26 protein-coding genes are annotated in these 23,005 nt (G+C 63.3%); 11 read left to right on the forward strand and 15 right to left on the reverse strand.

The features are described 5' to 3' along the window. Positions 1-18 precede the first annotated feature (18 nt). The 9 genes from secD to tatA all read right to left on the reverse strand — a co-directional run bounded on the left by secD (position 19) and on the right by tatA (position 7,616). Complete coding sequence (secD, locus tag GC148_RS13305) at positions 19-1,626, reverse strand: protein translocase subunit SecD (RefSeq protein WP_291071401.1); 1,608 nt, start codon at positions 1,624-1,626, stop codon at positions 19-21. Positions 1,627-1,665: 39 nt separating this feature from the next. After that, positions 1,666-2,043 carry a preprotein translocase subunit YajC gene (yajC, locus tag GC148_RS13310; protein ID WP_291071403.1) on the reverse strand — a complete coding sequence of 126 codons (378 nt, stop codon included), beginning with the start codon at positions 2,041-2,043 and terminating at the stop codon, positions 1,666-1,668. Between the two features lie 89 nt (positions 2,044-2,132). Further along, a complete protein-coding gene (locus tag GC148_RS13315) occupies positions 2,133-2,786 on the reverse strand; it encodes a methyltransferase domain-containing protein (RefSeq protein ID WP_291071405.1) in 654 nt (217 codons plus the stop codon). Beyond that, positions 2,774-3,535, reverse strand: a complete 762-nt coding sequence (gene surE / locus GC148_RS13320) for a 5'/3'-nucleotidase SurE (RefSeq protein ID WP_291071407.1) — start codon at positions 3,533-3,535, stop codon at positions 2,774-2,776. Before surE ends, GC148_RS13315 begins: the two co-directional genes overlap by 13 nt. A gap of 140 nt (positions 3,536-3,675) precedes the next feature. Then, the gene (gene serS, locus GC148_RS13325; protein ID WP_291071409.1) at positions 3,676-4,977 is read right to left on the reverse strand and encodes a serine--tRNA ligase; all 1,302 of its coding nucleotides are present in this window, start codon (positions 4,975-4,977) and stop codon (positions 3,676-3,678) included. Positions 4,978-5,065: 88 nt separating this feature from the next. Continuing rightward, positions 5,066-6,082: an NYN domain-containing protein gene (locus tag GC148_RS13330; RefSeq protein WP_291071411.1), complete on the reverse strand. Its 1,017-nt coding sequence runs from the start codon at positions 6,080-6,082 to the stop codon at positions 5,066-5,068. A 101-nt stretch (positions 6,083-6,183) separates the two neighbouring features. Further along, the gene (tatC, locus tag GC148_RS13335; RefSeq protein WP_291071413.1) at positions 6,184-7,011 is read right to left on the reverse strand and encodes a twin-arginine translocase subunit TatC; all 828 of its coding nucleotides are present in this window, start codon (positions 7,009-7,011) and stop codon (positions 6,184-6,186) included. Beyond that, positions 7,008-7,379, reverse strand: coding sequence for a Sec-independent protein translocase protein TatB (tatB, locus tag GC148_RS13340; RefSeq protein ID WP_291071414.1), 372 nt, complete (start codon positions 7,377-7,379; stop codon positions 7,008-7,010). Before tatB ends, tatC begins: the two co-directional genes overlap by 4 nt. 24 nt (positions 7,380-7,403) lie before the next feature. After that, a complete protein-coding gene (gene tatA, locus GC148_RS13345; RefSeq protein WP_291071416.1) occupies positions 7,404-7,616 on the reverse strand; it encodes a twin-arginine translocase TatA/TatE family subunit in 213 nt (70 codons plus the stop codon). An 80-nt stretch (positions 7,617-7,696) separates the two neighbouring features. Here tatA and GC148_RS13350 point away from each other — a divergent pair, with 80 nt between their 5' ends. Further along, positions 7,697-8,473 (forward strand): exodeoxyribonuclease III, encoded by a 777-nt coding sequence (locus tag GC148_RS13350; protein WP_291071418.1) that lies wholly within the window; start codon positions 7,697-7,699, stop codon positions 8,471-8,473. A 422-nt stretch (positions 8,474-8,895) separates the two neighbouring features. On the opposite strand, the gene GC148_RS13355 is transcribed toward GC148_RS13350, so the two are convergent. Next, positions 8,896-9,141 (reverse strand): entericidin A/B family lipoprotein, encoded by a 246-nt coding sequence (locus GC148_RS13355; protein WP_291071419.1) that lies wholly within the window; start codon positions 9,139-9,141, stop codon positions 8,896-8,898. Positions 9,142-9,247: 106 nt separating this feature from the next. On the opposite strand from GC148_RS13355, the gene GC148_RS13360 reads away from it, so the two are divergent. Beyond that, on the forward strand, positions 9,248-9,592 hold the full coding sequence (locus tag GC148_RS13360) for a DMT family protein (RefSeq protein WP_291071420.1): 345 nt from the start codon (positions 9,248-9,250) through the stop codon (positions 9,590-9,592). Between the two features lie 42 nt (positions 9,593-9,634). Here the strand turns inward: GC148_RS13360 and GC148_RS13365 are convergent, their stop codons facing one another. Beyond that, on the reverse strand, positions 9,635-9,787 hold the full coding sequence (locus GC148_RS13365) for an entericidin A/B family lipoprotein (protein ID WP_291071422.1): 153 nt from the start codon (positions 9,785-9,787) through the stop codon (positions 9,635-9,637). 169 nt (positions 9,788-9,956) lie between these two features. On the opposite strand from GC148_RS13365, the gene purQ reads away from it, so the two are divergent. The 6 genes from purQ (at position 9,957) to purL (ending at position 17,118) form a co-directional block, all read left to right on the forward strand. Further along, positions 9,957-10,625, forward strand: coding sequence for a phosphoribosylformylglycinamidine synthase subunit PurQ (gene purQ, locus GC148_RS13370; RefSeq protein ID WP_291071424.1), 669 nt, complete (start codon positions 9,957-9,959; stop codon positions 10,623-10,625). After that, positions 10,622-11,011, forward strand: a complete 390-nt coding sequence (locus GC148_RS13375) for a c-type cytochrome (protein ID WP_291071426.1) — start codon at positions 10,622-10,624, stop codon at positions 11,009-11,011. Before purQ ends, GC148_RS13375 begins: the two co-directional genes overlap by 4 nt. 112 nt (positions 11,012-11,123) lie before the next feature. Further along, positions 11,124-12,533: a VWA domain-containing protein gene (locus GC148_RS13380; RefSeq protein WP_291071428.1), complete on the forward strand. Its 1,410-nt coding sequence runs from the start codon at positions 11,124-11,126 to the stop codon at positions 12,531-12,533. A gap of 60 nt (positions 12,534-12,593) precedes the next feature. Beyond that, on the forward strand, positions 12,594-13,607 hold the full coding sequence (locus GC148_RS13385) for an adenosine deaminase (protein WP_291071430.1): 1,014 nt from the start codon (positions 12,594-12,596) through the stop codon (positions 13,605-13,607). 19 nt (positions 13,608-13,626) lie between these two features. Further along, on the forward strand, positions 13,627-14,817 hold the full coding sequence (locus tag GC148_RS13390; RefSeq protein ID WP_291071432.1) for a DUF3089 domain-containing protein: 1,191 nt from the start codon (positions 13,627-13,629) through the stop codon (positions 14,815-14,817). 39 nt (positions 14,818-14,856) lie between these two features. Further along, a complete protein-coding gene (gene purL / locus GC148_RS13395; RefSeq protein WP_291071434.1) occupies positions 14,857-17,118 on the forward strand; it encodes a phosphoribosylformylglycinamidine synthase subunit PurL in 2,262 nt (753 codons plus the stop codon). A 55-nt stretch (positions 17,119-17,173) separates the two neighbouring features. Here purL and GC148_RS13400 read toward each other — a convergent pair whose 3' ends face one another. Beyond that, entirely contained in the window at positions 17,174-17,680 is a 507-nt protein-coding gene (locus GC148_RS13400) for a DUF1993 domain-containing protein (RefSeq protein ID WP_291071436.1), read from the reverse strand. Continuing rightward, positions 17,677-18,708 (reverse strand): M28 family peptidase, encoded by a 1,032-nt coding sequence (locus GC148_RS13405; protein ID WP_291071438.1) that lies wholly within the window; start codon positions 18,706-18,708, stop codon positions 17,677-17,679. The genes GC148_RS13400 and GC148_RS13405 overlap by 4 nt, the downstream gene beginning before the upstream one ends. Positions 18,709-18,799: 91 nt before the next feature. Here GC148_RS13405 and GC148_RS13410 point away from each other — a divergent pair, with 91 nt between their 5' ends. Beyond that, complete coding sequence (locus GC148_RS13410; protein WP_366063902.1) at positions 18,800-19,030, forward strand: BolA family transcriptional regulator; 231 nt, start codon at positions 18,800-18,802, stop codon at positions 19,028-19,030. A 70-nt stretch (positions 19,031-19,100) separates the two neighbouring features. Then, positions 19,101-20,936 (forward strand): M2 family metallopeptidase, encoded by a 1,836-nt coding sequence (locus GC148_RS13415; protein WP_291071441.1) that lies wholly within the window; start codon positions 19,101-19,103, stop codon positions 20,934-20,936. Between the two features lie 78 nt (positions 20,937-21,014). Here the strand turns inward: GC148_RS13415 and GC148_RS13420 are convergent, their stop codons facing one another. Beyond that, positions 21,015-21,950, reverse strand: coding sequence for a hypothetical protein (locus tag GC148_RS13420; protein WP_291071443.1), 936 nt, complete (start codon positions 21,948-21,950; stop codon positions 21,015-21,017). Between the two features lie 217 nt (positions 21,951-22,167). Here GC148_RS13420 and grxD point away from each other — a divergent pair, with 217 nt between their 5' ends. Then, a complete protein-coding gene (grxD, locus tag GC148_RS13425; RefSeq protein ID WP_291071445.1) occupies positions 22,168-22,506 on the forward strand; it encodes a Grx4 family monothiol glutaredoxin in 339 nt (112 codons plus the stop codon). A 70-nt stretch (positions 22,507-22,576) separates the two neighbouring features. Here grxD and GC148_RS13430 read toward each other — a convergent pair whose 3' ends face one another. Next, a complete protein-coding gene (locus GC148_RS13430; RefSeq protein WP_291071447.1) occupies positions 22,577-22,978 on the reverse strand; it encodes a hypothetical protein in 402 nt (133 codons plus the stop codon). Between the last annotated feature and the right edge of the window lie 27 nt (positions 22,979-23,005).

Raw genomic sequence — 23,005 nt, forward strand, 5'->3', positions numbered from 1 at the left:
AGCTGTCTCTCCCCGGTCCTAGACCGAAAGTTTTTTGGTCTTGAACGTCTTGATCCAGACGACTGTCAGCCAGCGTGTCACCACGAAAGCAGTGAACACCGAGGTCAGGATCCCGACGCCAAGCGTCGCGGCAAAGCCCTTCACGGGGCCGCTGCCGAGCAGGTAGAGGATGGCGGCTGCGATCAGTGTCGTGATGTTGGCATCCATGATCGTCGACAGGGCGCGCTCATAGCCCGCCTGGACGGAGGTCAGCAGGCTGCGCCCCGCTTGTTGTTCTTCTCGGACACGCTCGAACACCAGCACGTTGGCGTCCACCGCCATACCGATGGTGAGAATGATGCCCGCGATACCTGGTAGGGTCAGCGTCGCGCCAAGGCCCGACAGCGCGCCGAAGATCAGCACCACGTTTGCCGCCAGCGAAATCACCGCAAAGATGCCCAGCAGGTTGTAGGCCAGGATCATGAAACCCGCGACGAGCAGGATGCCGATCACCGACGCGCGGATACCGGCATTGATCGAGTCGCGCCCCAGTGTGGCGCTCACGGTGCGCTGATCAAGGAATTGCAGCTTCGCCGGCATCTCGCCCGCCGATATGATCGCGGCGAGGTCCTGGGCTTCTTCCATCGTGAAGTCGCCGGTGATGCGCACGTTGCCGCCCGCGATCGGCTCATTGATGTTCGGCGCCGACATGATCACGTCGTCCAGCACGATCGCAAAGCGCTTGTTCGTGTTGGCGCGCGTCGTCTCGAAGAACTTGCGGGCGCCGTTGGAGTTGAGGCGGAAGTTGATCTGCGGCCGGTTGGCTTCGTCATTGCCCTGGCTGGCGTTGGCGATATCCGAACCGACAATCTCCGGCAGCGACCGCACCAGCAGTTCGCCGGTCTGCGGGCCGCTCAGCAGGCGGAAGCCAGGCTTCACCACACCGGCCTGCGCCGCAGTGATCGAGGACGGGCTGTCATCGACGATGTTGAACGTCATCCGGCCATCGCGGCTGAGCAGCGATTTCAGGCGCTCTGGGTCCGGTTCACCCGGCGCTTCCAGCACCAGCCGGCTCGTGCCCGAAGGCGTGATCGAAATCTCGGCGACGCCATCGGGGTCGACTCGGCGGCGCACGATGGTTTCGGTCTTGGACAGCGCGTCGGCCATCATCAGGTTTTCGGAATTCTCTGGCACCGAAATGAGGATCGAGTCCGGCCCCGCGCGGGCGACGTCATACGTCTTGCCGCCGGCCAGTCCGCCTTCCAGCGGGCCGTTGATCTTGTCGATCCGCGCAATCGCCGCTTCGACCGGGAAATTGCCGGCCTCATCCGCGCGCGTCAGCCGGATTGTCATCGTCTGGCCGTGCACTTCCGCGAGATGCGCGATCGGTTCGGCCGAATCCGTGCGCGCCAGCGCCGTACGCACATCGCGCGCAAACACTTCCAGCCGCCCGGCGATCACTTCCTCCGGCCGGATCTCCATCTCGAGGTACACACCGCCGCGCAGGTCGAGGCCGAGATTGACGCCTTCCTTCGGCAGGAAGCCCGGCGCACCGGACATGTTGACCACGTTGGGCAGGGCCATCACGACGCCCCAGGCGAGCGTGAGGACAATCAGCAGGACTTTCCAGGGTGGAAACTGAAGCATGAAACTTTCCTTGGGGGGCCGCCGGGCGGCCGCCGCAACCTAGTCGTTTGCAGGAACAGGCTCAGCCTTGTTGCGCACTTCGATGATCATCGCCTTGATCACGCGCACACGCACGTTTTCGGCGAGATCAAGCGTGATCTCGGTGTCGTTGACCTTGTTGACCTTGCCGATCAGGCCGCCCGACGTGACAACCGTGTCGCCGCGCTTCACCGCCGCGATCATCTCGGCATGCTTCTTGGCGCGCTGCTGCTGCGGGCGGATCAGCAGGAAATAGAAGATCAGGATCAGCGGCAGGAAGAACAAGAGCTGCGTGATCAGGCTCGGCCCCTGGGCCGGAGGCGTCCCCGCCGCCTGCGCCAATGCGGGCGCTGCCATCATCGTCAGCACAAGCCCCGACACCATCAATTTGTCCCGCATGCCCGCTACTCCTCGAATCCAGCCGATTTCATGAAACTGCCAGCCGTATAGCTGCGGGGCCGGGCCTTGGCAAACACCCCCTGCAGGCTTCAAAGCACCGCCGCCACGCCTTCGGTAAGGGCCGGAACCTGCTGGAAAAAGGGCGTACGGTGCGTTTCGCCGTCCGCCGGGACCGCCACGATCTCCCGCACGCCCCCGGAAACCACCGGCGCCACCAGCCGCCCGCCTTTCACCAGCTGGGCGAACAGACCGTCCGGCAGCTCGTCTACCGCGCCCGCCAGCACGATCCGGTCGAAGGGCCCGTGCTCCTGCCAGCCCATCAGCCCGTCGCCCTGCCGCAAGGTGACGTTGCCAATCCCCAGCCGCTCGAGCCGCGCCCGCCCCTCGGTCACCAGCCGCGCGTAGCGGTCCAGGGCGTACACATGCGCGGCAAGGCTTGCCGCCACGGCGCTCATGTAGCCCGACCCGAAGCCCACGAGCAGCACCCGCGCCAGCCCGTCTTCCGGCAGGGCCAGCGCCTGCAGGAGGTGCCCGGTCGTGGCCGGCCGCAGGATCACCTGCCCGCACGGGATCGGCAGCACGGCATCCTCGAAAGCCAGCGGCGCCAGCGCCGGGTCGTCGACGAAGGCCGCCCGGTCGAGCGTCTCCATGGCGGTCAGCACGCGCGCATCCGTCACACCTTCCTGGCGGAGGTGCAGCAGCAGCCGCGCGGCGCGGAACGGGTCGGCGATCAGGTCGGCCATGAGGCTTGCAGCGTTCTCAGGAACGCCTCATGCGTCAAGTCCACATGCAGGGGCGAGACCGAAACATAGCCCTCATAGATCGCCCGGAGGTCCGTGCCCTCGTCGGGCCGCGACAGCTTCCCGCGATAGCCGATCCAGTAATAGTCATTGCCGCGAAGGTCTTCGCGCCGGTCGGTGTGGATGATCGTCTCGTCCCGGAAGCCCTGCCGGGTGACCTGCACGCCGCGCACATCCTCCGGCTCGACGTCGGGGAAGTTCACGTTCAGCACCACATCCTTCGGCCAGCCCATATCGAGCAGCGGCTTCAGCGTCTTCGCGCCCCAGGCCTTGGCCGTCTCCCAGGGCAGCGAACCCCGGTCGCGGAAATTCTGCGCCTGACTGAGCGCAATCGACGGCACCCCCATCTGCATCCCGAACATGGCGGCCGCGACCGTTCCGGAGAAGCTCGTATCCTCGGCGATGTTCTGCCCCCGGTTGACACCCGACAGCACAAGGTCCGGCGGCTCCGGCATCAGGTCCTTGTAGGCCAGCAGCACAGCGTCCGACGGCGTGCCCGCAATCGCCCAGGCCTTCGCCCCCACCTTCCGTACACGCACCGGCTGCGTCAGCGAAATCGCCCGCCCCTTCCCGGACTGTTCCTCTTCCGGCGCCGCAATCCAAATGTCATCGGAGAGCTGCTTCGCAATCTCCTCAAGCACGGAGAGGCCAGGGGCATTGATGCCGTCATCGTTTGTGAGGAGGATACGCATCGATTGGTCTTTCACAACACTTGCATTCTATCGCCGCCCCTCTCCCTCGGGGAGAGGGGTAGTGGTGAGGGGCTTGCGGTTGCGCGCCTAGGCTAGCCCCTCATCCCCCGCCCTTCTCCCCGTGGGAGAAGGGAGTCACCTCACTGGATCACCTCGACTCCGCCCATATACGGCACCAGCGCCTTGGGAACAGTGATCGAGCCGTCCTTGTTCTGATAATTCTCCAGCACTGCCACGAGCGTTCGGCCCACGGCCAGCCCCGACCCGTTCAGCGTATGCACGAACTCAGGCTTGGCCTTTGCGTCGGCGCGATAGCGCGCATCCATGCGGCGGGCCTGGAAGTCGCCGCAATAGGAGCAGGACGAAATCTCGCGGTAGGTGTTCTGCGAGGGCAGCCAGACTTCGAGGTCATATGTCTTGCGCGCCCCTGCCCCCATGTCGCCCGTACAGAGCAGCAGGCGCCGGAAGGGCAAATGGAGGCGCTTCAGCACTTCTTCCGCGCATTCCGTCATCCGCTCCAGTTCCTTCAGGCCTTCTTCCTCGTTCGCGACGATGGAGACGAGCTCGACCTTGTAGAACTGGTGCTGCCGGATCATGCCCTTGGTGTCGCGCCCCGCACTGCCCGCTTCCGACCGGAAACAGGGCGAATGCGCCGTGAACCGCAGCGGCAATTGCGCTGCCTCAAGGATCTGTTCACGGACAAGATTGGTGAGCGGGACTTCGGCGGTGGGGATGAGAAAATGATCCGCACCGGCAGAGAACAGATCCTCTTCAAACTTCGGCAGTTGCCCCGTACCGAAGAGCGCCTGATCGCGCACCAGAAGCGGCACACTCGTTTCCTGATAGCCATGCTCCGTGGTCTGAAGGTCCAGCATGAAGTTCGCGAGTGCGCGTTCCATGCGGGCGAGCTGTCCGCGTAGCGCCACGAACCGCGCACCGCTCATCTTCGCAGCGGCCTCGAAGTCCATCATCGAAAAGCCGCTCGGCACCTTGAGCGCTTCGCCCAGGTCGGCATGGTCTTTCGGACTGTTGATCCGCTTCGGCTCGCCCCAGCGGCCCTTTTCCACATTGCCATGCTCGTCCGTGCCCTCTGGCACTTCGTCGAGCGGCAGGTTCGGCAGGCCCACCAGGATCTCGTCCAGCGCCGTGCGCGTGCGGTCTTCTTCCGCGCCCGCCGCCTCGATGGAGGCCTTGGCATCGGCCACCAGCGCCATCAGGCGCGCGGCTTCAGGCTCATCCTTCTTGGCTTTCGCCTGGCCGATCAGTTTGGAATTGTCATTGCGTGCCTTTTCGCCGTCCTGCTTGGCCGTAGTCGCCGCGCGCCAGGCCTTGTCCAGTTCGAGGATTTTCGAGACCGTTTCAGTCCCCAGCCCGGCCTTGCGGCGGTTCCAGGCCTTGATGAAGGTGTCGGGGGTCTCGCGGATCGCGCGGATATCGAACATGGGGTGGTCTCGGTCTCGGAGGGTCGGAAGGTTCGCGACAGGCTGTAATCCGCGCCACCCCCTCCTGTCCACATGGGGAGACGCGCGGTCAGGCCGGTGAGGACAGTCCCGAACGCACGGACGCTATCTCGTCGTCCTCGGTCATACGCTCACGCTCCGGCTCAGCCGGCGCCATGCGCTGGGCGCGCGGATTGCCGGCAGGCTCACGATAGACGATTTCGACGCGGCCCTGCCCCAGCGTCTTCACCTCGATCTCGGGATGGATGACTGACAGGCGGCGCATCATCGCCGCAAAATTCTTGTGGCCGAGCCAAGGGCGGATGCCATTCTGGTAGGCGGGGGTGAATTCCGGGATCGCGGTCAGCGTGCGCACGATCTTGGACTTCGAGAGCACCTGGTCCGGCATCCGCTCGCCGAGCGCCTTCACCATGTCGGCTGCGCGCTGCAGCTCCGGCGCCAGGGTCGAGCCGGCGCCCTCGCTGGTGTTGAGCGCCGCCCGCACCCGGCCCATCAGCGGCGACTGGCGCTCGCGCTGCAGGGTCAGCGGCGCAATCTCCGGCGGCGGCGAGCGCAGCTGGTACCATTTGCGCGGGGCGCGCTCATACTTGAATGCCTCCTTCATCGCCGCGATGTGGATCACCGCGTCAGCATGCTGGCTGTAGAGTTCATAGGTCGGGTCGGTTTCCTTGCCCGCCGTCACCACGCGCAGGCCCGGATGCTGCACCCGGTTGACCACCGGCACGAAGTCCGAATCCGTCGTCAGCACGATCAGTTCATCGAGCTTTTTCGTCTGCAAGGCGAGTTCGATCGCGTCCATGGTGATCACGATGTCGGCCGAGCTCTTGCCGGCGCTGATCTTGCGCTTAGCGAGGGCGCGGCAGTTGAACGCTTCGAAGCCGGCGCGTTCGAAATCGCTGCGGTACCTGTCGAATTGCAGGTTCCAGTAGACCCGCTTGTGCAGGAAGGTGCGGCGGCGGCCACCGACCGACAGCGCGCCATCCTCCAGCCACAAAAGCCAGTTATCGAGGTGCGTCACAACATCGTCGCTTGTCGCGCCGAAGATGTTGTCGAAGTCGACCAGCAATACGCTTCTGACGCGCGCCACGCGATGCGCTCCTCGTTTCTCGAGTGACGGGCCCTGACCCGTCGTTCACAATCGACACCTGCAAGAAAAATGCAACCGGTGCACCGCAGGCAATTCAGGGTTCAGGTTTTTCCCGCTGCAGCCGAATCTTCCGCCAAAACCTTCTTTTCAATAAGTTTTACGCAGAAGATCGAGATTTCGTAGAGCAGGTAGACCGGCCCGGCGAGCAGGAGCTGGGACATCGGGTCCGGCGGTGTGAACACCGCCGCAAAGGCCAGGATGGCCACAATGGCATACTTGCGCCCGGTCGCGAGCATGGCCGAGGAGACAATCCCGATACGGGCCAGCAGGGTCAGGATCAGCGGCAGCTGGAAGGACAGGCCGAAGGCCAGCATCAGTGCCATCACGAGGGACAGGTAATCTGCGACCTTGGGCAGGAGGCGGATGGTGGTGCCGGCCGCCTGGATCTGCTCCATCGACACGGTGAACCGCGCCAGCATCGGTAGCATGATGAAATAGACGAAAGCCGCCCCCAGCGCGAACAGGATCGGTGCCAGCACCAGATAGGGCCAGAACGCCCCCCGCTCGGACTTGTAGAGGCCCGGCGCCACGAACGCGTAGACCTGCCAGGCAATCACCGGGAAGGCCAGGAACAGACCTGCAAACACGGCAATCTTCAGCTGCGCGAAGAAGAATTCCATCGGGGCGGTGAAGATGAATTCCAGCGGCGTGCCGCGGATGTCTTCGGCCACGGCGGCGAAGGGCTTGATCAGCAACAGGTAGATGTCGCTGGCGAAATAGAAGCTGATGATCGCCCCAACTGTCAGGGCCAGCAGGCACTTGATGAGGCGGGCGCGCAGTTCGTTGAGGTGCTCCAGCAGTGGAGCGCGGCTCGATTCGACCTCGTCGTGGATCTCAGGCTGTTCGTCCTTCGGGGGCGTGTAGCTCATGGCGCCTTGTCCTCCGGCGCGGGCGGCGGCGTCTGCGCGTCGGGTTCAGGCTCTGGCTCAGGCGCTGCATCAGGCGTGCTGCGCATCACAGCAGAGTTGATGTCCGCCTCGACTGCCGCAAGATCTTCGGCCGCCTGGGTCATCGCGTTGGAGCGTTTCAGCGCCTCGATTTCCTTTTTCAGCTCATCCAGCTCGCTCTGGCGCGCGATGTCGTCGAAAGCGGCCTGGAACTCGCTGGCCATGCGCCGGCCCTTGCCGATGATCTGGCCCAGCTTGCGCATCAGCAAAGGCAAATCCTTCGGGCCGATGAAGATCAGCGCCGCAAGACCAAGGACAAGTATTTCGGAAAACCCGATACCGGGCAGCATGGCAATGCGCCCTTCGATCAGCGATTACGAAGAGGACTTCGTTTCGTCCTTCTTCGGCGTGATGTTGAGAAGGTCGTCCTTGTCGGCCGGCTTCGTCTCTTCATCCTTCAGGCCCTTGCGGAACGCCCCGATCCCCTTGGCCATGTCGCCCATGATCGAGGAAATGCGCCCGCGTCCTCCGAAAAGGAGGATGGCCACAACCGCGACCAACAAAATCTGCATCCAACCGGGCGCCATGCGCAAACTCCTGATGATTTGCCCAACTATAGAGCCCCGAACCTGCTGGAACAATGGGGCGAAGCTGTTATGCAGGGCCGATGCGGATTGCGACCTGGAATGTTAACTCGGTGAAAGCGCGCCTGGCGACGGTGCTGGAGGTGCTGGATGCCATCGCGGCGGACGTCGTTTGCCTTCAGGAACTGAAGTGCGAGACCGACGCCTTCCCCTATCTCGAACTGGAAGACCACGGCTGGACCTGCGCCGTGCACGGGCAGAAATCCTATAACGGCGTTGCGATTCTCTCGAAATTCCCGCTTGAGGATATCTCGACGGAGATGCGTACTCTGAAAGACGATCAGGCGCGCTATATCGAGGCGACCGTGCTGTGCGAGCGGCCGGTGCGAGTCGCCGGCGTCTATGTGCCGAACGGCAACCCAGCCCCCGGCGAGCGCTATGACTACAAGCTGGAATGGACCGACGCGCTGGAGCGCCACGCCGCCGCGATGCTGAAGGACGAGGCGCCGTTCGTGATCTGCGGCGACTATAACGTGATCCCGGCGCCGGAAGACTGCTGGGACGACACGGTGTGGAACACCGACGCACTCGGCCTGCCGGAGAGCCGGGCGGGCCTGCGCCGGCTGAAACATCTCGGCCTGACCGACGCTTTCGCGGCCTGTGACGGGCGCGCCCACCAATACACCTTCTGGGATTATCAAGGCGGCGCCTTCCAGAAGGATCACGGCATCCGCATTGACCATGTGCTCGCCTGCCCCCGGATGACCGACCGTCTCGAAGCCGCCGAAATCTACCGCAAGGCCCGCGCCCTCGACAAACCGTCAGACCATGTTCCGCTGATCGCGACTTTCGCGGATTAGGCAGCACGTGAGGCCGGGCGCAGCTTTGGGGCTGGCCGGTTTGGGGATCTGGCGTCTTTCCAACCTCCGCGCATCCCGGCATGCACCGGGATAACAAGAGTTTCCGGTAAGTGTTGGGGTTGTGGATGAGGGGCCCGTCCCGCCCGCGTGCCGGGCTGAGAGGTCGTCCACCAAAAGATTGTCTGGAAGACTGGTCTCCCAGCTTGGATCACTGAGCTCACGGAAAGTGTAGGGGATTGGTTTGTAGAGGTCCGGGGCCTCCGCCTGCTGAGGGGGTGCGTTCGAGGCGATGAGCCAGTTTGCAAGCGCTTGTCCTTGCTCAGCAGTTTCTTTTTAAGACCCCCGGATTTTGTTGCGTAAGTCCCTGCTCTGCCGGGATGAGCGAAGGGGGCCCCCGGTTTACACCGGGGCGAGTAGCCGCCTTACTTGCAGGTCGGGTGGCCGCTTTTGCCTTTGAGTTCAGGGGCTCCGGAGTCGCATTTCTTTTCGGTGGGGGCACCTTTGGATCCGCTGCCGGGTTCGAACAGGAAGTCGCTGACCTCATCTGCGGTGTGGCCGATGGCTTCGCCGGCGACCTGAAGATCTTCGCCGGCGCCGGCAACCGTGTTGCAGGCGGAAAGGGCCGACATGGCCAAGGCGGCGGCAGCCAGAAGTTTGAGGCGCGACATTGCAGTATCTCCTTTCGCAGGGCGAACAGCTCAAATAACCTTGCCGAAATAAGGCACCCGTCGACTTTCAGCCAGACCCTCCCCGCATTTTTCCCGGAGTTCACGAATGCCCTCGCACATTCTGCCGATCGTCCTGTTATCGGTATCGAACCTGTTCATGACCTTTGCCTGGTACGGACACCTGAAGTTCAAAGCGGCCCCCTTGCTGCTGGTCATCTTCGCAAGCTGGGGGCTGGCCCTGCTGGAGTATTGCTTCGCCGTGCCCGCCAACCGCTGGGGCAGCAGTGTCTACTCGACGGCCCAATTGAAGACGATACAAGAGGTGATCACCCTGATCGTGTTTGCCGGATTTTCGGTGTGGGTGCTCAAGGAGCCACTCGGCTGGAACCACGCGGTAGGGTTCGGACTGATCGCGCTGGGCGCCTGGTTCATCTTCGAGGGCAAGGGATGAGCGGCGGAGCCTGTTGAGGCTCCGCCGGTGCAGGACCGTCGATTACTCGGTGATTTCTTTTTCGACGTCGGTGGCAACTTTTTCAACGGCTTCGCCGCCAGCCTGGACGTCTTTGCCGACGCCTTTGACCGTGTTGCAGGCAGCCAACGTCGGGACGAGGGCGGCAACAAAAAGTGCAGCTACGATTTTCTTCATGTGTTCAATCTCCTGCTTAGTGTCGTTTAATGATCTAGGCCTGCCGTCTCGGGCATAGCAGGGCTTCTGTAATCCGATCTTGCCGAAACTGTGGCAGAATTGGCGCAACTGCCCAGAGCCGCACGCGACCCGTTTTCAAGCCGGGCGACTCCCTGCTAAGGAGCGGCGCATGAAAACAGCCGTGATCGTCTTCCCGGGGTCGAACTGCGACCGTGATGCGCTGGATGCGCTGCGACAGGCCACCGGCAAGGCGCCGGCCATGGTCTGGCACAAGGACGGGGCGATCCCGGAGGGTACGGATCTAGTCATGGTGCCGGGCGGGTTCTCCTACGGGGACTACCTGCGCTGCGGCGCGATGGCGGGCAACTCGCCGGTCATCTCGCAGCTGACCGCCCATGCGGCGCGCGGCGGCTACGTACTGGGCGTGTGCAACGGCTTCCAGATCCTGACCGAGACGGGCCTCTTGCCGGGCGCGCTGGTGCGCAATGCCTCGCTGCACTTCGTCTGCCGGCCGCAGAAGCTGACCGTCGAGAGCACGAACACCGCCTTTACCAGCGCCTACAAGGGCGCGGGCGAGATCGTTATTCCGATCGCCCATGCGGAGGGCAACTACTATGCCGATGCGGCGACGCTGGACCGGCTGGAAGGCGATGGCCGCGTGGCGTTCCGCTATGCGCCGGGCGAGAACCCGAACGGCGCGGCGCGCGACATTGCGGGCGTGCTGTCCGAGAATGGCCGGGTGCTGGGCATGATGCCCCACCCCGAGCGGGCGATGGGCAACGCGGAGTGCGGCGGTGACGGCGCGGCTCTGTTCGCAAGCCTGATGGCGGCCGCGTGATCCGGCGGGGCGGCCTCGGCCTTGCCCTGTTCCTCGCGCTGATGGCTGGCGCCTGTTCCAAGGCGGTTGAAGACGAACCCGTTGCGGCGCCCGCGCCGGCGGTGGGAGATGTCATCTCCAACTCGATGGCGGGGCGCGGCGAGGCGATTGCGGAGCTCGCGTGTGCGCAGTGCCATGCGATCGGCGCGACCGGAGACAGCCCCCATCCCGATGCCCCGCCCTTCCGTCTGCTGAGCCGGACGGTTGACCTGGACACGCTGCCGGAGCGGTTTGCCGAAGGCCACATTACCAGCCACCCGGACATGCCCGACTGGCAGTTCGAGGAGGTCGATATGGAAGGCCTGATCGCCTATCTCGAAAAGGTGCAGGCGCCGGATTCGGAATGACCGCGCGTGGGTGTCGCGCCGCGAAGTCTGCAAATTGTCTTATTTGCGCTCCCTCTTCCGCCGGAATGACGCAGCCATTTTCAGGCTTCAATCAGGTGCGGGAGACACAATCATGCGACAGGAAGTGAAATGGCTGGCGGCCGGGTGCTTGGCACTCGCCGTGCTGGCAGGATGCAGCACGCACGATGCAGGCATGGCCAAGCCCATGGATGGCGAGATGGCTCCGGCGCCTCCGCCGCCACCGCCACCGCCGCCCCCTGCTTCAATTGCAGACGATGGACCGGGCGTCGGCTCCGTCGTCGTCACCGGCAGCCGATCAGAGGCCGCGTCTGCCGATCACGCCGCAACGTCGCCCATTGAGCCCAAGCCGCACGCCCCGGCCGCGCAAGCCGGGATGCTGACCGCCGGCGACTATGACGACGTTCTGAACCCGGATCTCTACAAGGTCTATCTCGACAAGACGCTGCAGGGGGAACTCAGCGGCAAGGACCTGCCGTTTGTGGATGCCAACCAGCGCATCGCGATCCGCGTCGTGGACCGGCTCGGCAAGCCGGTGCCGCTGGCGAAGATCCGTGTGGCGTCGGACGACGGCAAGACGGAGATCGCGCTGCGCACGGGCGCTGATGGCATGGCCTACATCTACCCGCTGTTCGACACGCTGAAGCCGGGCATGACGGTGAACGTCAGCGCGCCGGGCGGCAAGACCGCCAGCAAGGCCCTGACCGGGGAGCTGATCGAGACGGGCGGTGAACTGGCCATCGACCTCAGCGGTGACCGCGCGGCGGTCAGCAAGCTGGACCTGCTGCTGACCATCGATGCCACCGGCTCGATGAGCGACGAGCTCGCCTATCTCCAGAAAGAGCTGGAGAGCATCCTGGACCGTGTGAGCTCCGCCAATGCGGGGATCGATATTCGCGTGGGCCTGATTGTGTACCGCGACAAGGGCGATGAATATGTCCTGCGGGATTTTCCGTTCACGAGCGACTTTGCCGCCCTCAAGTCCGATCTAATGGCGCAACGGGCCGATGGCGGCGGGGATATGCCGGAAGCCATGCAGGACGCGATGGCCAAAGGGCTCACGTTTGGCTGGCGCGACGATGCCGTGAAGGTGAACCTGCTGGTGGCAGATGCCCCACCGCATGACGGCGATATTGCCGCCACCTGGACCAGCGCCGCGAAATCGCGCGCGCAGGGCATCCACATCGTGCCTCTGGCTGCCAGCGGGGTCGACAAGACCGCCGAGTTCCTGATGCGCGCGATGGGCCAGGTGACTGGCGGTCGTTACCTGTTCCTCACGGATGATAGCGGCATCGGCAACCCGCATGCCGAGCCGACCGTGGATTGCTATGTCGTGACGCGGCTGGACTCGCTGGTATCTCGCGTGCTGACGAGTCTCGTGCGCGGCGACCGTGTCGAGCCGGAAGGCGACGAGGTGATCCGTACGGTTGGCAACTACCGCACCGGGATCTGCAAGGTCGAGCCGGTGACCGAAGACCTGAAGGGCGGCCAGATGGCGGAGTGAGGGCCAAGGGCGCGCCGGAACGGCTGGACAAGCTCCGGCGCGCCTAGTCTAACAGGCCCCATGCCTGACTTGTCCCGAAATGCCCTCATCGCGCGCCTGCCGAAGGCGGAACTCCACCTGCATATCGAAGGAAGCTTCGAGCCCGAGCTGATGATGCAGCTGGCCGCGCGCAACAGGATCGACCTGCGCTTCAAGACGCTGGACGAGGCGAAGGCGGCCTACAATTTCTCAAACCTGCAGGAGTTCCTGGACCTCTATTACGAGGGCATGCAGGTGCTGCGGACGGACGAGGACTTCCACGACCTGACCTGGGCCTACCTGCAGCGCGCGGCGCAGGACAATGTGCGCCATGTCGAGATGTTCTTCGATCCGCAGGCGCACACGGCGCGGGGCGTGCCGTTCGGTGTGGTGACCGAGGGCATCCTCGCAGCGCTGAAGCGCGGCGAAAAGGAACTGGGCGTCACGAGCTACCTGATCCTGAGTTTCCTGCGTCACCTGTCCGAAGAGGACGGGTTTGCGCTGCTGAAGGAGTCCGAAGGCTGGCATGATCGGTTTGTCGGCGTGGGGCTCGACTCCTCCGAGATGGGCCATCCGCCGCTGAAGTTTGAACGCCTCTACCAGCGCTGCCGGGAGATGGGGTTCAAGCTGTGCATGCATGCCGGCGAGGAAGGCCCGCCGGAATACGTGCGCGAGGCGCTGATTGAGATCGGCGTGGACCGAATCGACCATGGCAACCGGTCGATGGAAGACCCGGCGCTGATCCAGATCCTGAAGGACGCCCAGACGCCGCTGACGAATTGCCCGCTGTCGAACCTGTCCCTGTGCGTGATCAAGGACCTGAAGGACAGCCCCGTGAAAGCGCAGCTGGAGGCGGGCCTGATGGTGACCGTGAATTCCGACGATCCGGCCTATTTCGGCGGATATATCGGACGCAACTACGAACAGACCGCCGAGGCGCTAGGCCTGTCGGATGCGCAGCTGGTGACGCTGGCACGCAACAGCTTTAGCGCCAGCTTCCTGCCGGAAGCGGAAAAACAAAAACACCTCGCCGCGATCGATGCGGCGGTCGGCTGAGATGCCAAGGGAGAACAAGATGATCCTGCGTACAGGACTGGTCGCGGCGCTGATGCTGGTGGCGGGCTGCAAGGCCACGCAGGGACAGGAGCCGGATCTCTACGTCGAGCTGCCTGCGCAGCCGGAAGAGGTTCCCTTCGCGCATGTGGATTATGCCGACATGCGCAACTGGCTGTGCCACCCCGAAATGCCGGAGGGCAATGCCTGCGATATCGACCTTACTGCAACGGTGATCCACGAGGACGGAACCACCGAGATCGAGGAATCGTATGCCTTGCTGGATACGGCGCCGTTCGATTGTTTCTACATCTACCCGACCGTTTCCTTCGACCAGACCTGGAACAGCGACCTGCTGACCGGGGTGGAGGAGATGAACGTCGCCGCCAACCAGCTCGCCCGGTATGGCACTGTCTGCAATCTCTACGCGCCGCTCTATCGCCAGCGCACGCTGCTGGAGCTGCAAACCCGGATCGCCACGGGCGTTGACAACGCCAATCTCGAAATGCGCTGGGCCGATGTGGTGGACGGCTGGAACTATTATCTCGAACACAACAACCATGGCCGCCCCGTGCTGCTGATCGGCCATTCGCAAGGCGCCGACATGGTGATGCAGCTGCTGAAGGCCGAGATCATCGGCAAACCGGTGCAGGCGCAGCTCGTGGGCGTTCACGCAATCGGCTTCACGGCTCATGCCGACGCCGACGGCACCTATGGCGGCATGCCCGTCTGCAGCGCTCCCGGCCAGGCTGGGTGTATCGTGAACTACGAATCCTTCCGGGCGACGGCCGAGCCGCCGGCCGCCTCGCGCTTCGGCATCAAGGCGGCGGATGGCGCGGCCGCGATCTGCACGAGCCCGCCCGCTCTGGTGGAGGGCGGGGCAACGGCGCTCGGCGCCTATATGCCCCGCCAGAGCCTCGGCGCACCGGCGCCGACGGACTATGGCGTGCCGGTGGAGACCCCGTTCGTGAAGCTGCCGGGTCTGCTGTCGGGCGAATGCCGGTCCAATGCCACGCATGACTGGCTGGCCGTGACGGTGACGCCCGGTGATGGCCTGCGGACCGACACGATCCGGGGCGACGTGATCGTGAATGGCGAGGTACTGGCCGATTGGGGCCTGCATCTGGTGGACATGAACCTGGCCATGGGCAACCTGGTGGCACTGGCGGCGCTGCAGGCAAAGACCTGGCAGGACGGGCAGACCGGCAATTGAGGCTGGCGACTCGCGGACTTTGCCGGTAAACGCCCGGCCATGACCGACACAGCCGCCATTCTCGCCCATCTGACCGCAGAACAGGACGCCGTACAGGGCGCCGAACACGGCATCAAGGCCGATGAGTGGGAACGGCTCGTCTCCCGCCTTGGCCGCAAGCCGAACCTGGTGGAACTGGGCATCTATTCGGTGATGTGGAGCGAGCACTGCTCGTACAAATCCTCCCGCCGCCATCTGGCGAAGTTCCCGACCAAGGGACCCCGCGTGATCCAGGGCCCCGGCGAGAATGCCGGCGTCATTGATATCGGCGACGGACAGGCCGCCATCTTCAAGATGGAGAGCCATAACCACCCCTCGTACATCGAACCCTACCAGGGCGCGGCGACCGGTGTGGGCGGCATCCTGCGCGACGTGTTCACGATGGGCGCGCGCCCTGTGGCGCTTGTCAATGCGCTGCGCTTTGGTGACCCCAGCCATCCGAAGACACGCCAGCTCGTCTCCGGCGTCGTGGCCGGCATTGGCGGATACGGCAACTGCGTCGGCGTGCCGACCGTGGCGGGCGAGACCCAGTTCGACGAAGGCTACAATGGCAACATCCTCGTCAACGCGATGGCGGTTGGCCTCGCAGATCAGGACAAGATCTTCTATGCGCGCGGCGCCCTGCCCGGACTGCCGATCCTCTATGTCGGCTCCAAGACGGGCCGCGACGGCATCCACGGCGCGACGATGGCCTCCGCCGAGTTCACCGAGGGCGAGGAAGACAACCGGCCGACCGTGCAGGTCGGCGATCCGTTCACAGAGAAGCTGCTGATCGAGGCATGCCTCGAACTGATGGCGACCGATGCAATCCAGTCCATCCAGGACATGGGCGCGGCGGGCCTGACCTCCTCCTCCGTCGAGATGGCGGACAAGGGCGGTGTGGGCATCGCGATGGATCTCGACGCAGTGCCGCAGCGCGAGACCGGCATGACGGCTTATGAGATCATGCTGTCTGAAAGCCAGGAACGCATGTTGATGATCCTGAAGCCCGGCAAGGAAGCCGTAGCGAAGAAGATCTTCGACAAGTGGGACCTCGATGCCGAAGTGATCGGCGTGACGACGACCACTGGCCGCCTCGTTCTGAAACAGCATGGCGCTGTGGTTTGCGACATTCCGGTGGCGCCGCTGGGCGAGGACGCACCGAACTACGACCGTCCGTGGACGGAGCCGCCGAAGCGTCCGGCATTCGACGTGTCGAAATATCCGGCGCCGAAGGATTTTGGCGATGTGCTGCTGAAGCTGATGTCCTCTCCGGACATGGCCTCAAAGCGCTGGGTCTGGGAACAGTATGACCGCCACGTGATGAACGACACGATCGACTCCTCGCAGTCAGGCGGCGACGCGGCGATCGTGCGCGTGCACGGCACGAACAAGGCGCTGGCAATCTGTTCAGACTGCAACCCGCATTTCGTCGCGGCTGACCCTTATGAGGGTGGCAAGCAGGTGGTGGCGGAAGCCTACCGCAACCTTTCGGCCGTTGGCGCCACGCCGATTGCGATCACCGACAATCTGAACTTCGGCAATCCCGAAAAGCCCGCTACGATGGGTTACATCGTGAAAGCCATCGAAGGCATGGCCGAGGCGTGCCGCGAACTTGATTTCCCGGTCGTATCCGGCAACGTGTCGCTCTACAACGAGACCGATGGCAAGGCGATCCCGCCGACGCCGGTGGTCGGCGGTGTAGGCTTGATCGAGGACCTCTCAAAAACCGCAACACTCAAGGGCGCTCAGCCCGGCGACGCGCTGATCCTGATCGGCGAAGCGCGCGGTCATCTCGGAGCGGGCCTCTATGCGCGCGTATGGCTGGGCCTGAAGGGCGACGAACTCGGACCGCCGCCACCGGTGGACCTTGCCATGGAAAAAAAGAATGCAGGTTTCATCCGTAAACTGATCCATGACGGACTCGTCAACGCAGTCCACGATGTCAGCGATGGCGGCATCGCCTGCGCAGCCGCCGAGATGGCGCTGGCGAGCGGTGTCGGCGTGCGCCTCGTCGGCAACCGTGAGCCGGAAGACACGCGCGACGAGGCTTGCCTGTTTGGCGAGGCGTCGGCGCAATACCTGGTGGCGGTCAGCGAAGCACAGCTGCGCAAATGGGACTCGCGCGGTTTTCTGCCGGGCCGGCTCGGCGTGTTCGATGGCGATGCGATCGTGCTGGAAACCGGCTGGGGTCAGGACGCGCCGGAATTCTCCGTGAAACTGGCCGATCTGCGCGCCGCGCATGAAGGCTGGCTGCCGGGCTACATGAACGCCATCGGCTGAGCCCGCCCGATCCGGCCTTCGCCGGGTTGAACGGGCACAACGCGACGTGTGCGGATCAGGCCGGCACGAGGTAGTCCCGCTTGCCGATCTGGACGCCCTGCATGCGCAGCAGACCGTAGGCCATGGCAGCGTGGAAGTGCAGGTTCGGCAGGATGAAGCTCTGCAGGTATTGCTGGCCGGTCATCGGCATTGTTGCCTGACCCATCGGGATCTGCAGGGTCTCGCTGGCGGTCGCGTCGATCTTTGCGTCTTCGACGGCGTTGACATAGGCGATGGCTTTGTCGCACCGGGCGATCAGTTCGGCGAAGGTTTGCTCCGTGTCCGGAAAGCTCGGCATGTCCAGTCCGGCGAGGCGGGCCGCGCCACGGGCGGCCGTATCACAGGCAATCTGCACCTGGCGCGGTAGGGCGAACATGTCGGGGTAGAGCCGCTGGGCCAGCATGGCGGCCTCTTCGCACTTGATCGATCCGGCATATGACTCGCCCTTGGCAAGGATGCCCTTCAGCGCGCCTAGCGTTTGGTTCGTGGAAGATTTCAGTATGTAGGAGACCGTCGTGGTCATTCGGTAGGTCCTTCTGGTTGAACGGGGGCGGCCTGCTGCTGGCGCAGGGCGTAGATTTCGGGAAGCCGCTCGTCGGCTGCACGGACCGCCATGGCGACGGTGTCGGCTGCGCGGACGTAGAAGTCCAGAGGGATCACGGAGAAGTCATCGGTCGACTTGTGATAGTCGGGGTGATCCTCGACTCCGAAATAGAGGAACGGGATTCCCAACTCGTGGAACAGGGCGTGGTCGGACTGGTTCGTCCAATCATTTACGCCGTCTTCGGGGCGGTCATGGCCGATCAACAGATTCACGGGCGCCTCTGCAGCGATCTGTTCGACCAACGGAACAAGACCCGGCGTGTGATAGGTGCCTGCGACATAAAGCTCGCCCACATCCGAGCGGCTGACCATATCCATATTGATGTTGAGGGCCGCCCGGTCGATCGGCAGGTCCGGGTCGCGCACGAGGGCGCGGGCGCCGAGAAAGCCGACTTCCTCCCCGTCGAGCGCGACAAACAGGATGTCATGGCGGGGCGGCTGGCGGACGAAATGTTCGGCGAGCGCGGTGAGCGCCGCGGCGCCGGAGGCGTTGTCGTCGGCGCCGTTGTAGATCTCACCGTTTCGGATGCCGAGATGGTCGTAGTGGGCGGTAACGATTATGAGCGGGCCGCTGCCGGGCGTCTGACCCGGCACCCAGCCGATCAGGTTGGCACCCGGGCCCGGCACGTCGAGGCCGGGGCGCGGCAGAACAGTCACCGCGTGTTCCCATCCGGATTTGAGGTAGGGCTTTAGGCCCGCATCCTCGAAGCGCTTGCGGATGAAGCCCCGGGCCGCGTCGGCGCCCGGCGTGCCTGCGCCGCGCCCCTCCAGAGCATCAGATGACAGCACCTCGGCCAGGTGCAGCATCGGGCCGGGATCGATGTTGCGCGCCTCATAGGTGACTCCCGGGATCGCGTCGCCCTGGCGCCCCTGCCACAGTAGGTAACCGCCCAGCGCTATCGCCACGAAACCGAGGATCGCCGCGAGAGCAAAGGACCGTTTTGTCATCAGGGGGAGCTCCGGGACGCGAGTCGCAACGCTTGACCCTAGCCCTTTCGGGCGCCATCTGCCTAGCGCGAGCCGTGAAAGGACCTGACACATGGGCATGAGCCAGGACACTCTGATGAAATTCCTGAAGCAGGGCTTTCCGGACGCGGAAATCACGCTGACCGACCTCGCGGGGGACGACAATCACTGGCAGGCCGAGATCGTCAGCGCGCGGTTTGCCGGCGTGCCGCGGGTGCGCCAGCACCAGATGGTTTACGAAGCCCTGCAGGGCCACATGGGCGGCGTACTGCACGCGCTAGCCCTGAAAACACGGGCACCCTGAGCTGCGCAAATATTGACGTTACGTCCGGTTCACTGTCTGCTGGGACAAACTCCCAGGGAGAGCTGAATTCATGTCAAATCTGTTGAAAACGGCCAGCGTTGCCGCGCTCGGCCTCATGCTTGTGGCTTGTACGCCGCATCAGGATCGGGTTGATCCGGCGGCCATCGCGGCTGAGGAAATGGCCATCGAGGCCCGGACGTTCCTGACCCTCGCCGAAAGCGAACTCGCCGCGATGAACAAGGAAGCTGCACAGGCTTTCTGGAACCAGGCGACCGATATCAATCCGGAGACGAATACAGCTGCGGCGAAAGCCGGCGCAAAGGCCACGACGCTGGCCGTGTCGCTGGCCAACGAGTCCAAGAAGTTCGACGTCTCACAACTGCCGCCAGACCTAGCGCGCAAGATGCAGATCCTGCGCGGCGGTATCACGATTCCTGCCCCGTCCCGTCCTGGCGCGGCGGAGGAATTGTCGAAACTGACGACGGATCTCGACGCCGCCTACGGCACCGGAAAGTTCGAATACAAAGGCCAGATGATCACGCTCGACGAGGCCTCGACCATCATCGAGACGTCGCGCAATCCAAACGAGACCAAGGCCGTCTGGGAAGGCTGGCGGACGATTTCGCCGCCGATGAAGGACAATTATGCCGCGATGGTGACCCTCGCCAACGAGGGCGCGCGGGAACTGGGCTATCCCAGCCTCGATCAGATGTGGCTTTCGGGCTACGACATGCCGCCCGAGGAGATGGAAACCGAAGTCCAGCGCCTGTGGACGCAGGTCCAGCCGCTCTACAAGGAGCTGCACTGCTATACCCGCATGAAGTTGAACCAGAAATATGGCGACGCGGTGCAGCCAGCGACCGGCCCGATCCGTGCGGACCTGCTCGGCAACATGTGGGCCCAGCAATGGTCGTCGATCTACGACGTCGTGAAACCCGCCGATTCCGTCCCAATAAGTTACGACCTGACCCAGCGCCTGGTCGACAAAGGCTACACGCCGATCAAGATGGTCGAGACCGGCGAGGCCTTCTTCGTGTCGCTTGGCCTGGCGCCGCTGCCCAAGACGTTCTGGGAACGCTCGATGATCGTGCGTCCGGAAGGCAAGGAAGTGCAGTGCCACGCTTCGGCCTGGAACCTCGATGACGAAGAGGATGTGCGCATCAAGATGTGCACCGAAGTGAATTCGGAAGACTTCTACACCGTTCACCACGAACTCGGTCACAACTTCTACCAGCGCGCATACAAGGACCAGGACTTCCTTTACAAGAATGGCGCCCATGACGGCTTCCACGAAGCCATCGGGGACTTCATCGGCCTATCGATCACGCCGGAGTACCTCAAGCAGATTGGTCTGATCACCGCCGAGGAAATGCCGGGCCCGGATTCCGATACGGCCCTGCTGATGCAAACCGCACTCGACAAGATCGCATTCCTGCCGTTCGCGCTGACAGTTGATGGCTGGCGATGGGATGTGCTGTCCGGCAAGACGGCACCGGAAAATTACAACCAGGATTGGTGGGATCTACGCCTTAAGAACCAGGGCCTCGTGCCTCCGGGGCCTCGCCCGGCCGATGCCTTCGACCCCGGCGCGAAGTACCACATCCCCGGTAATACGCCCTACCTGCGTTACTTCCTGAGCTTCATTCTGCAGTTCCAGTTCCACAAGGCCGCCTGCGAGCAGGCCGGCTGGGAAGGCCCGCTGCACCGCTGCTCGATTTACAATGACAAGGAAGTCGGCGAGCGGTTCAACGCCATGCTGGAAGCGGGCGCATCGCAGCCCTGGCCCGACACGCTGGAAAAGTTCACCGGCACACGCCAGATGGATGGCAGCGCCATCATCGAGTATTTCGATCCGCTGATGGTTTACCTCAAAGAGCAGAACGAGGGACAGGCCTGCGGTTGGTAAGATCGGCCCCGTTCACGCTGAAACCAAAAAAAGGGCGCCCTTGCCGGGGCGCCCTTATCATTTAAGCGGCCAATGCCGTTACTTGCGCTCCATGCGCTCAGCCAGGTAGCTCTGCGCCTGGGTCAGTGACACTGTATTGCGCGGCATCGAGTACAGGGCCCGCAGGAAATCCTTGTCCCAGTCCGTCATCTGCATCGGGCGCTTGTCACCCAAATCCACGCGGAAAAGATTCATGATGGTTTCGATACCCGTCGTGTTTCCGTTTGGATCGGCCTGCATCAGCGCCACGAAGGCAATGTAGTCTGCCAGCGAGTCCATCGACACGCCCTGAACTAGATTTGCATCGACAACGATTATCGCATGGCTCAGGTCCTGCCGGGTGGCTGACCGCAGGCGGCTACCTTCAGAGCGAACGGTCGGCGCGCCGACGACGCCATCAGCAACGCCTTGGCGTGCTTCACCGGAGATGCGCGTTCCGTCCGCGCCACGCGTTTCTGAAACGTGCCACCAGCGCACCGGGCGCTCCTCGGTCTTGAACTGTTCGAACGCAGACTTGCCAAGCGTGCCGACGCGCTTTTCGGAGCTCACCGCAAACAGGTTGGCATATTTCTCCTGCATCGCGCCAATCAGCACTTCGGGTTCCGTCGTCACGAGAATGGTGATCTCAGGCGAGCATCCCGGCTTGCCGGTACGCAATCCTACTTCCAGGGCACGCTGCGAAACACGATCGGCGATGAACTGCGCCTGTGCGGCTTTGACCCCCGATACGCCGACGCAGATACGGTCATCCCAGCGGGCGAGCTGTTCGGTGCCATGAGGCGGCGCGGTGACCTGCGCCACATAGTTTTGCGTTTCTGCGGGCTTGCGGGCGGTTACAACAACCTTTTCGTTGATCAGTGCGCCCTCTTCGCTCGAAGGCGCGAGTTCGGCGGCCTGCGCCGTTCCGGGCGAGACAGCGCACAGAGCCATCAGGACCGACGCGGATGCGGCTTTCAGGTTAAATCCGTAGATCATGATCGGGCTCTCCAGTTCCTACCGGGAGGCGAACCGAATGCCGCGCTCCCTTGTATGTGGCCTTATAATCGTTTTTCGATAAATGGCAATCGCTTATCGATAATTTCAACATGAAGCTTTCGTGACACGACGCGCCATGTCCGCTGCGCGCGTCCCGACGCAACTTGACGCAGCGCATCACGCAATCCAAATCAAGGCCGCAACCGGAGCCATATCCATGACCGACCAAGCCACTCTCGACGCCATCGACAAGGCCGTAAAGTCCAATGACGTTGTGCTGTTCATGAAGGGCACGCCGACCTTTCCTCAATGTGGCTTCTCCTCAACGGTCGTGCAGATCCTCGATTATCTTGGCGTGGAATACGTCTCGACCAACGTGCTCGAGAATGAGGCGGTGCGTGACGGCATCAAGCAGTACACCAACTGGCCGACGATCCCGCAGCTCTATGTGAAGGGGGAATTCATCGGCGGCTGCGACATCCTGAAAGAAATGTTCGAGAATGGCGAGCTGAAAGAATTGTTCGCCGAAAAAGGCATTGAGCTCGCCGCAGAGTAGAATGCTGAACCGGTCCGGGTGACCTTAGTCCGGTCTGCGTGCTGCTGGTTCAGTATACCTCGCGCGCGCATCAGGCGAAAAAATAAAGCCCCGCAAGGATCAGGATCGGGATGACCGACATCCCGAACAAGTTGCGCGCGAAGGCGTATGTCCCGATCCACTTGTCGATGACGGGATCGCCCGACGACGCAGTGTGTGTAACCATCTTCACGTCATCGCCCTGGATCACGGTTTCGTCGCGCAGGATGTATTTTTGCAGCGAACCTTCGAGCAGCAGTGCGACGAAATAGAAAACGCCGCCAAACGCGGCGCTGGCAAAAGCGAAGGCCAGGACCACCGTGGCGATTTCTGGTTTGCGGAACACACCCATCAAGATACCGGCCACCGCAAACACCAGACCACCCGCCAGGACCGCCGATATCTGTATCGCCCGTAGGCGCACAAAGTTCGGCTTTGAGGTATCCTCGCGCATCGTAGTGCTTTCCCCGTCCTCGTTTTC

The organism is Hyphomonas sp. (assembly GCF_016125515.1).
Classification (GTDB): Bacteria; Pseudomonadota; Alphaproteobacteria; order Caulobacterales; family Hyphomonadaceae; genus Hyphomonas.

Coding starts and splice junctions, on each gene's coding strand:
- GC148_RS13365 (WP_291071422.1), bottom strand. CDS start 9,787: ATGAAGAAAATCGTAGCTGCACTTTTTGTTGCCGCCCTCGTCCCGACG.
- GC148_RS13350 (WP_291071418.1), top strand. CDS start 7,697: ATGCGGATTGCGACCTGGAATGTTAACTCGGTGAAAGCGCGCCTGGCG.
- GC148_RS13420 (WP_291071443.1), bottom strand. CDS start 21,950: ATGATCTACGGATTTAACCTGAAAGCCGCATCCGCGTCGGTCCTGATG.
- tatC (WP_291071413.1), bottom strand. CDS start 7,011: ATGAGCTACACGCCCCCGAAGGACGAACAGCCTGAGATCCACGACGAG.
- surE (WP_291071407.1), bottom strand. CDS start 3,535: ATGCGTATCCTCCTCACAAACGATGACGGCATCAATGCCCCTGGCCTC.
- yajC (WP_291071403.1), bottom strand. CDS start 2,043: ATGCGGGACAAATTGATGGTGTCGGGGCTTGTGCTGACGATGATGGCA.
- GC148_RS13380 (WP_291071428.1), top strand. CDS start 11,124: ATGCGACAGGAAGTGAAATGGCTGGCGGCCGGGTGCTTGGCACTCGCC.
- GC148_RS13315 (WP_291071405.1), bottom strand. CDS start 2,786: ATGGCCGACCTGATCGCCGACCCGTTCCGCGCCGCGCGGCTGCTGCTG.
- GC148_RS13430 (WP_291071447.1), bottom strand. CDS start 22,978: ATGCGCGAGGATACCTCAAAGCCGAACTTTGTGCGCCTACGGGCGATA.
- GC148_RS13400 (WP_291071436.1), bottom strand. CDS start 17,680: ATGACCACGACGGTCTCCTACATACTGAAATCTTCCACGAACCAAACG.
- GC148_RS13405 (WP_291071438.1), bottom strand. CDS start 18,708: ATGACAAAACGGTCCTTTGCTCTCGCGGCGATCCTCGGTTTCGTGGCG.
- purQ (WP_291071424.1), top strand. CDS start 9,957: ATGAAAACAGCCGTGATCGTCTTCCCGGGGTCGAACTGCGACCGTGAT.
- GC148_RS13390 (WP_291071432.1), top strand. CDS start 13,627: ATGATCCTGCGTACAGGACTGGTCGCGGCGCTGATGCTGGTGGCGGGC.
- GC148_RS13360 (WP_291071420.1), top strand. CDS start 9,248: ATGCCCTCGCACATTCTGCCGATCGTCCTGTTATCGGTATCGAACCTG.
- tatA (WP_291071416.1), bottom strand. CDS start 7,616: ATGGCGCCCGGTTGGATGCAGATTTTGTTGGTCGCGGTTGTGGCCATC.
- serS (WP_291071409.1), bottom strand. CDS start 4,977: ATGTTCGATATCCGCGCGATCCGCGAGACCCCCGACACCTTCATCAAG.
- GC148_RS13415 (WP_291071441.1), top strand. CDS start 19,101: ATGTCAAATCTGTTGAAAACGGCCAGCGTTGCCGCGCTCGGCCTCATG.
- grxD (WP_291071445.1), top strand. CDS start 22,168: ATGACCGACCAAGCCACTCTCGACGCCATCGACAAGGCCGTAAAGTCC.
- GC148_RS13355 (WP_291071419.1), bottom strand. CDS start 9,141: ATGTCGCGCCTCAAACTTCTGGCTGCCGCCGCCTTGGCCATGTCGGCC.
- tatB (WP_291071414.1), bottom strand. CDS start 7,379: ATGCTGCCCGGTATCGGGTTTTCCGAAATACTTGTCCTTGGTCTTGCG.
- GC148_RS13410 (WP_366063902.1), top strand. CDS start 18,800: ATGGGCATGAGCCAGGACACTCTGATGAAATTCCTGAAGCAGGGCTTT.
- purL (WP_291071434.1), top strand. CDS start 14,857: ATGACCGACACAGCCGCCATTCTCGCCCATCTGACCGCAGAACAGGAC.
- GC148_RS13385 (WP_291071430.1), top strand. CDS start 12,594: ATGCCTGACTTGTCCCGAAATGCCCTCATCGCGCGCCTGCCGAAGGCG.
- secD (WP_291071401.1), bottom strand. CDS start 1,626: ATGCTTCAGTTTCCACCCTGGAAAGTCCTGCTGATTGTCCTCACGCTC.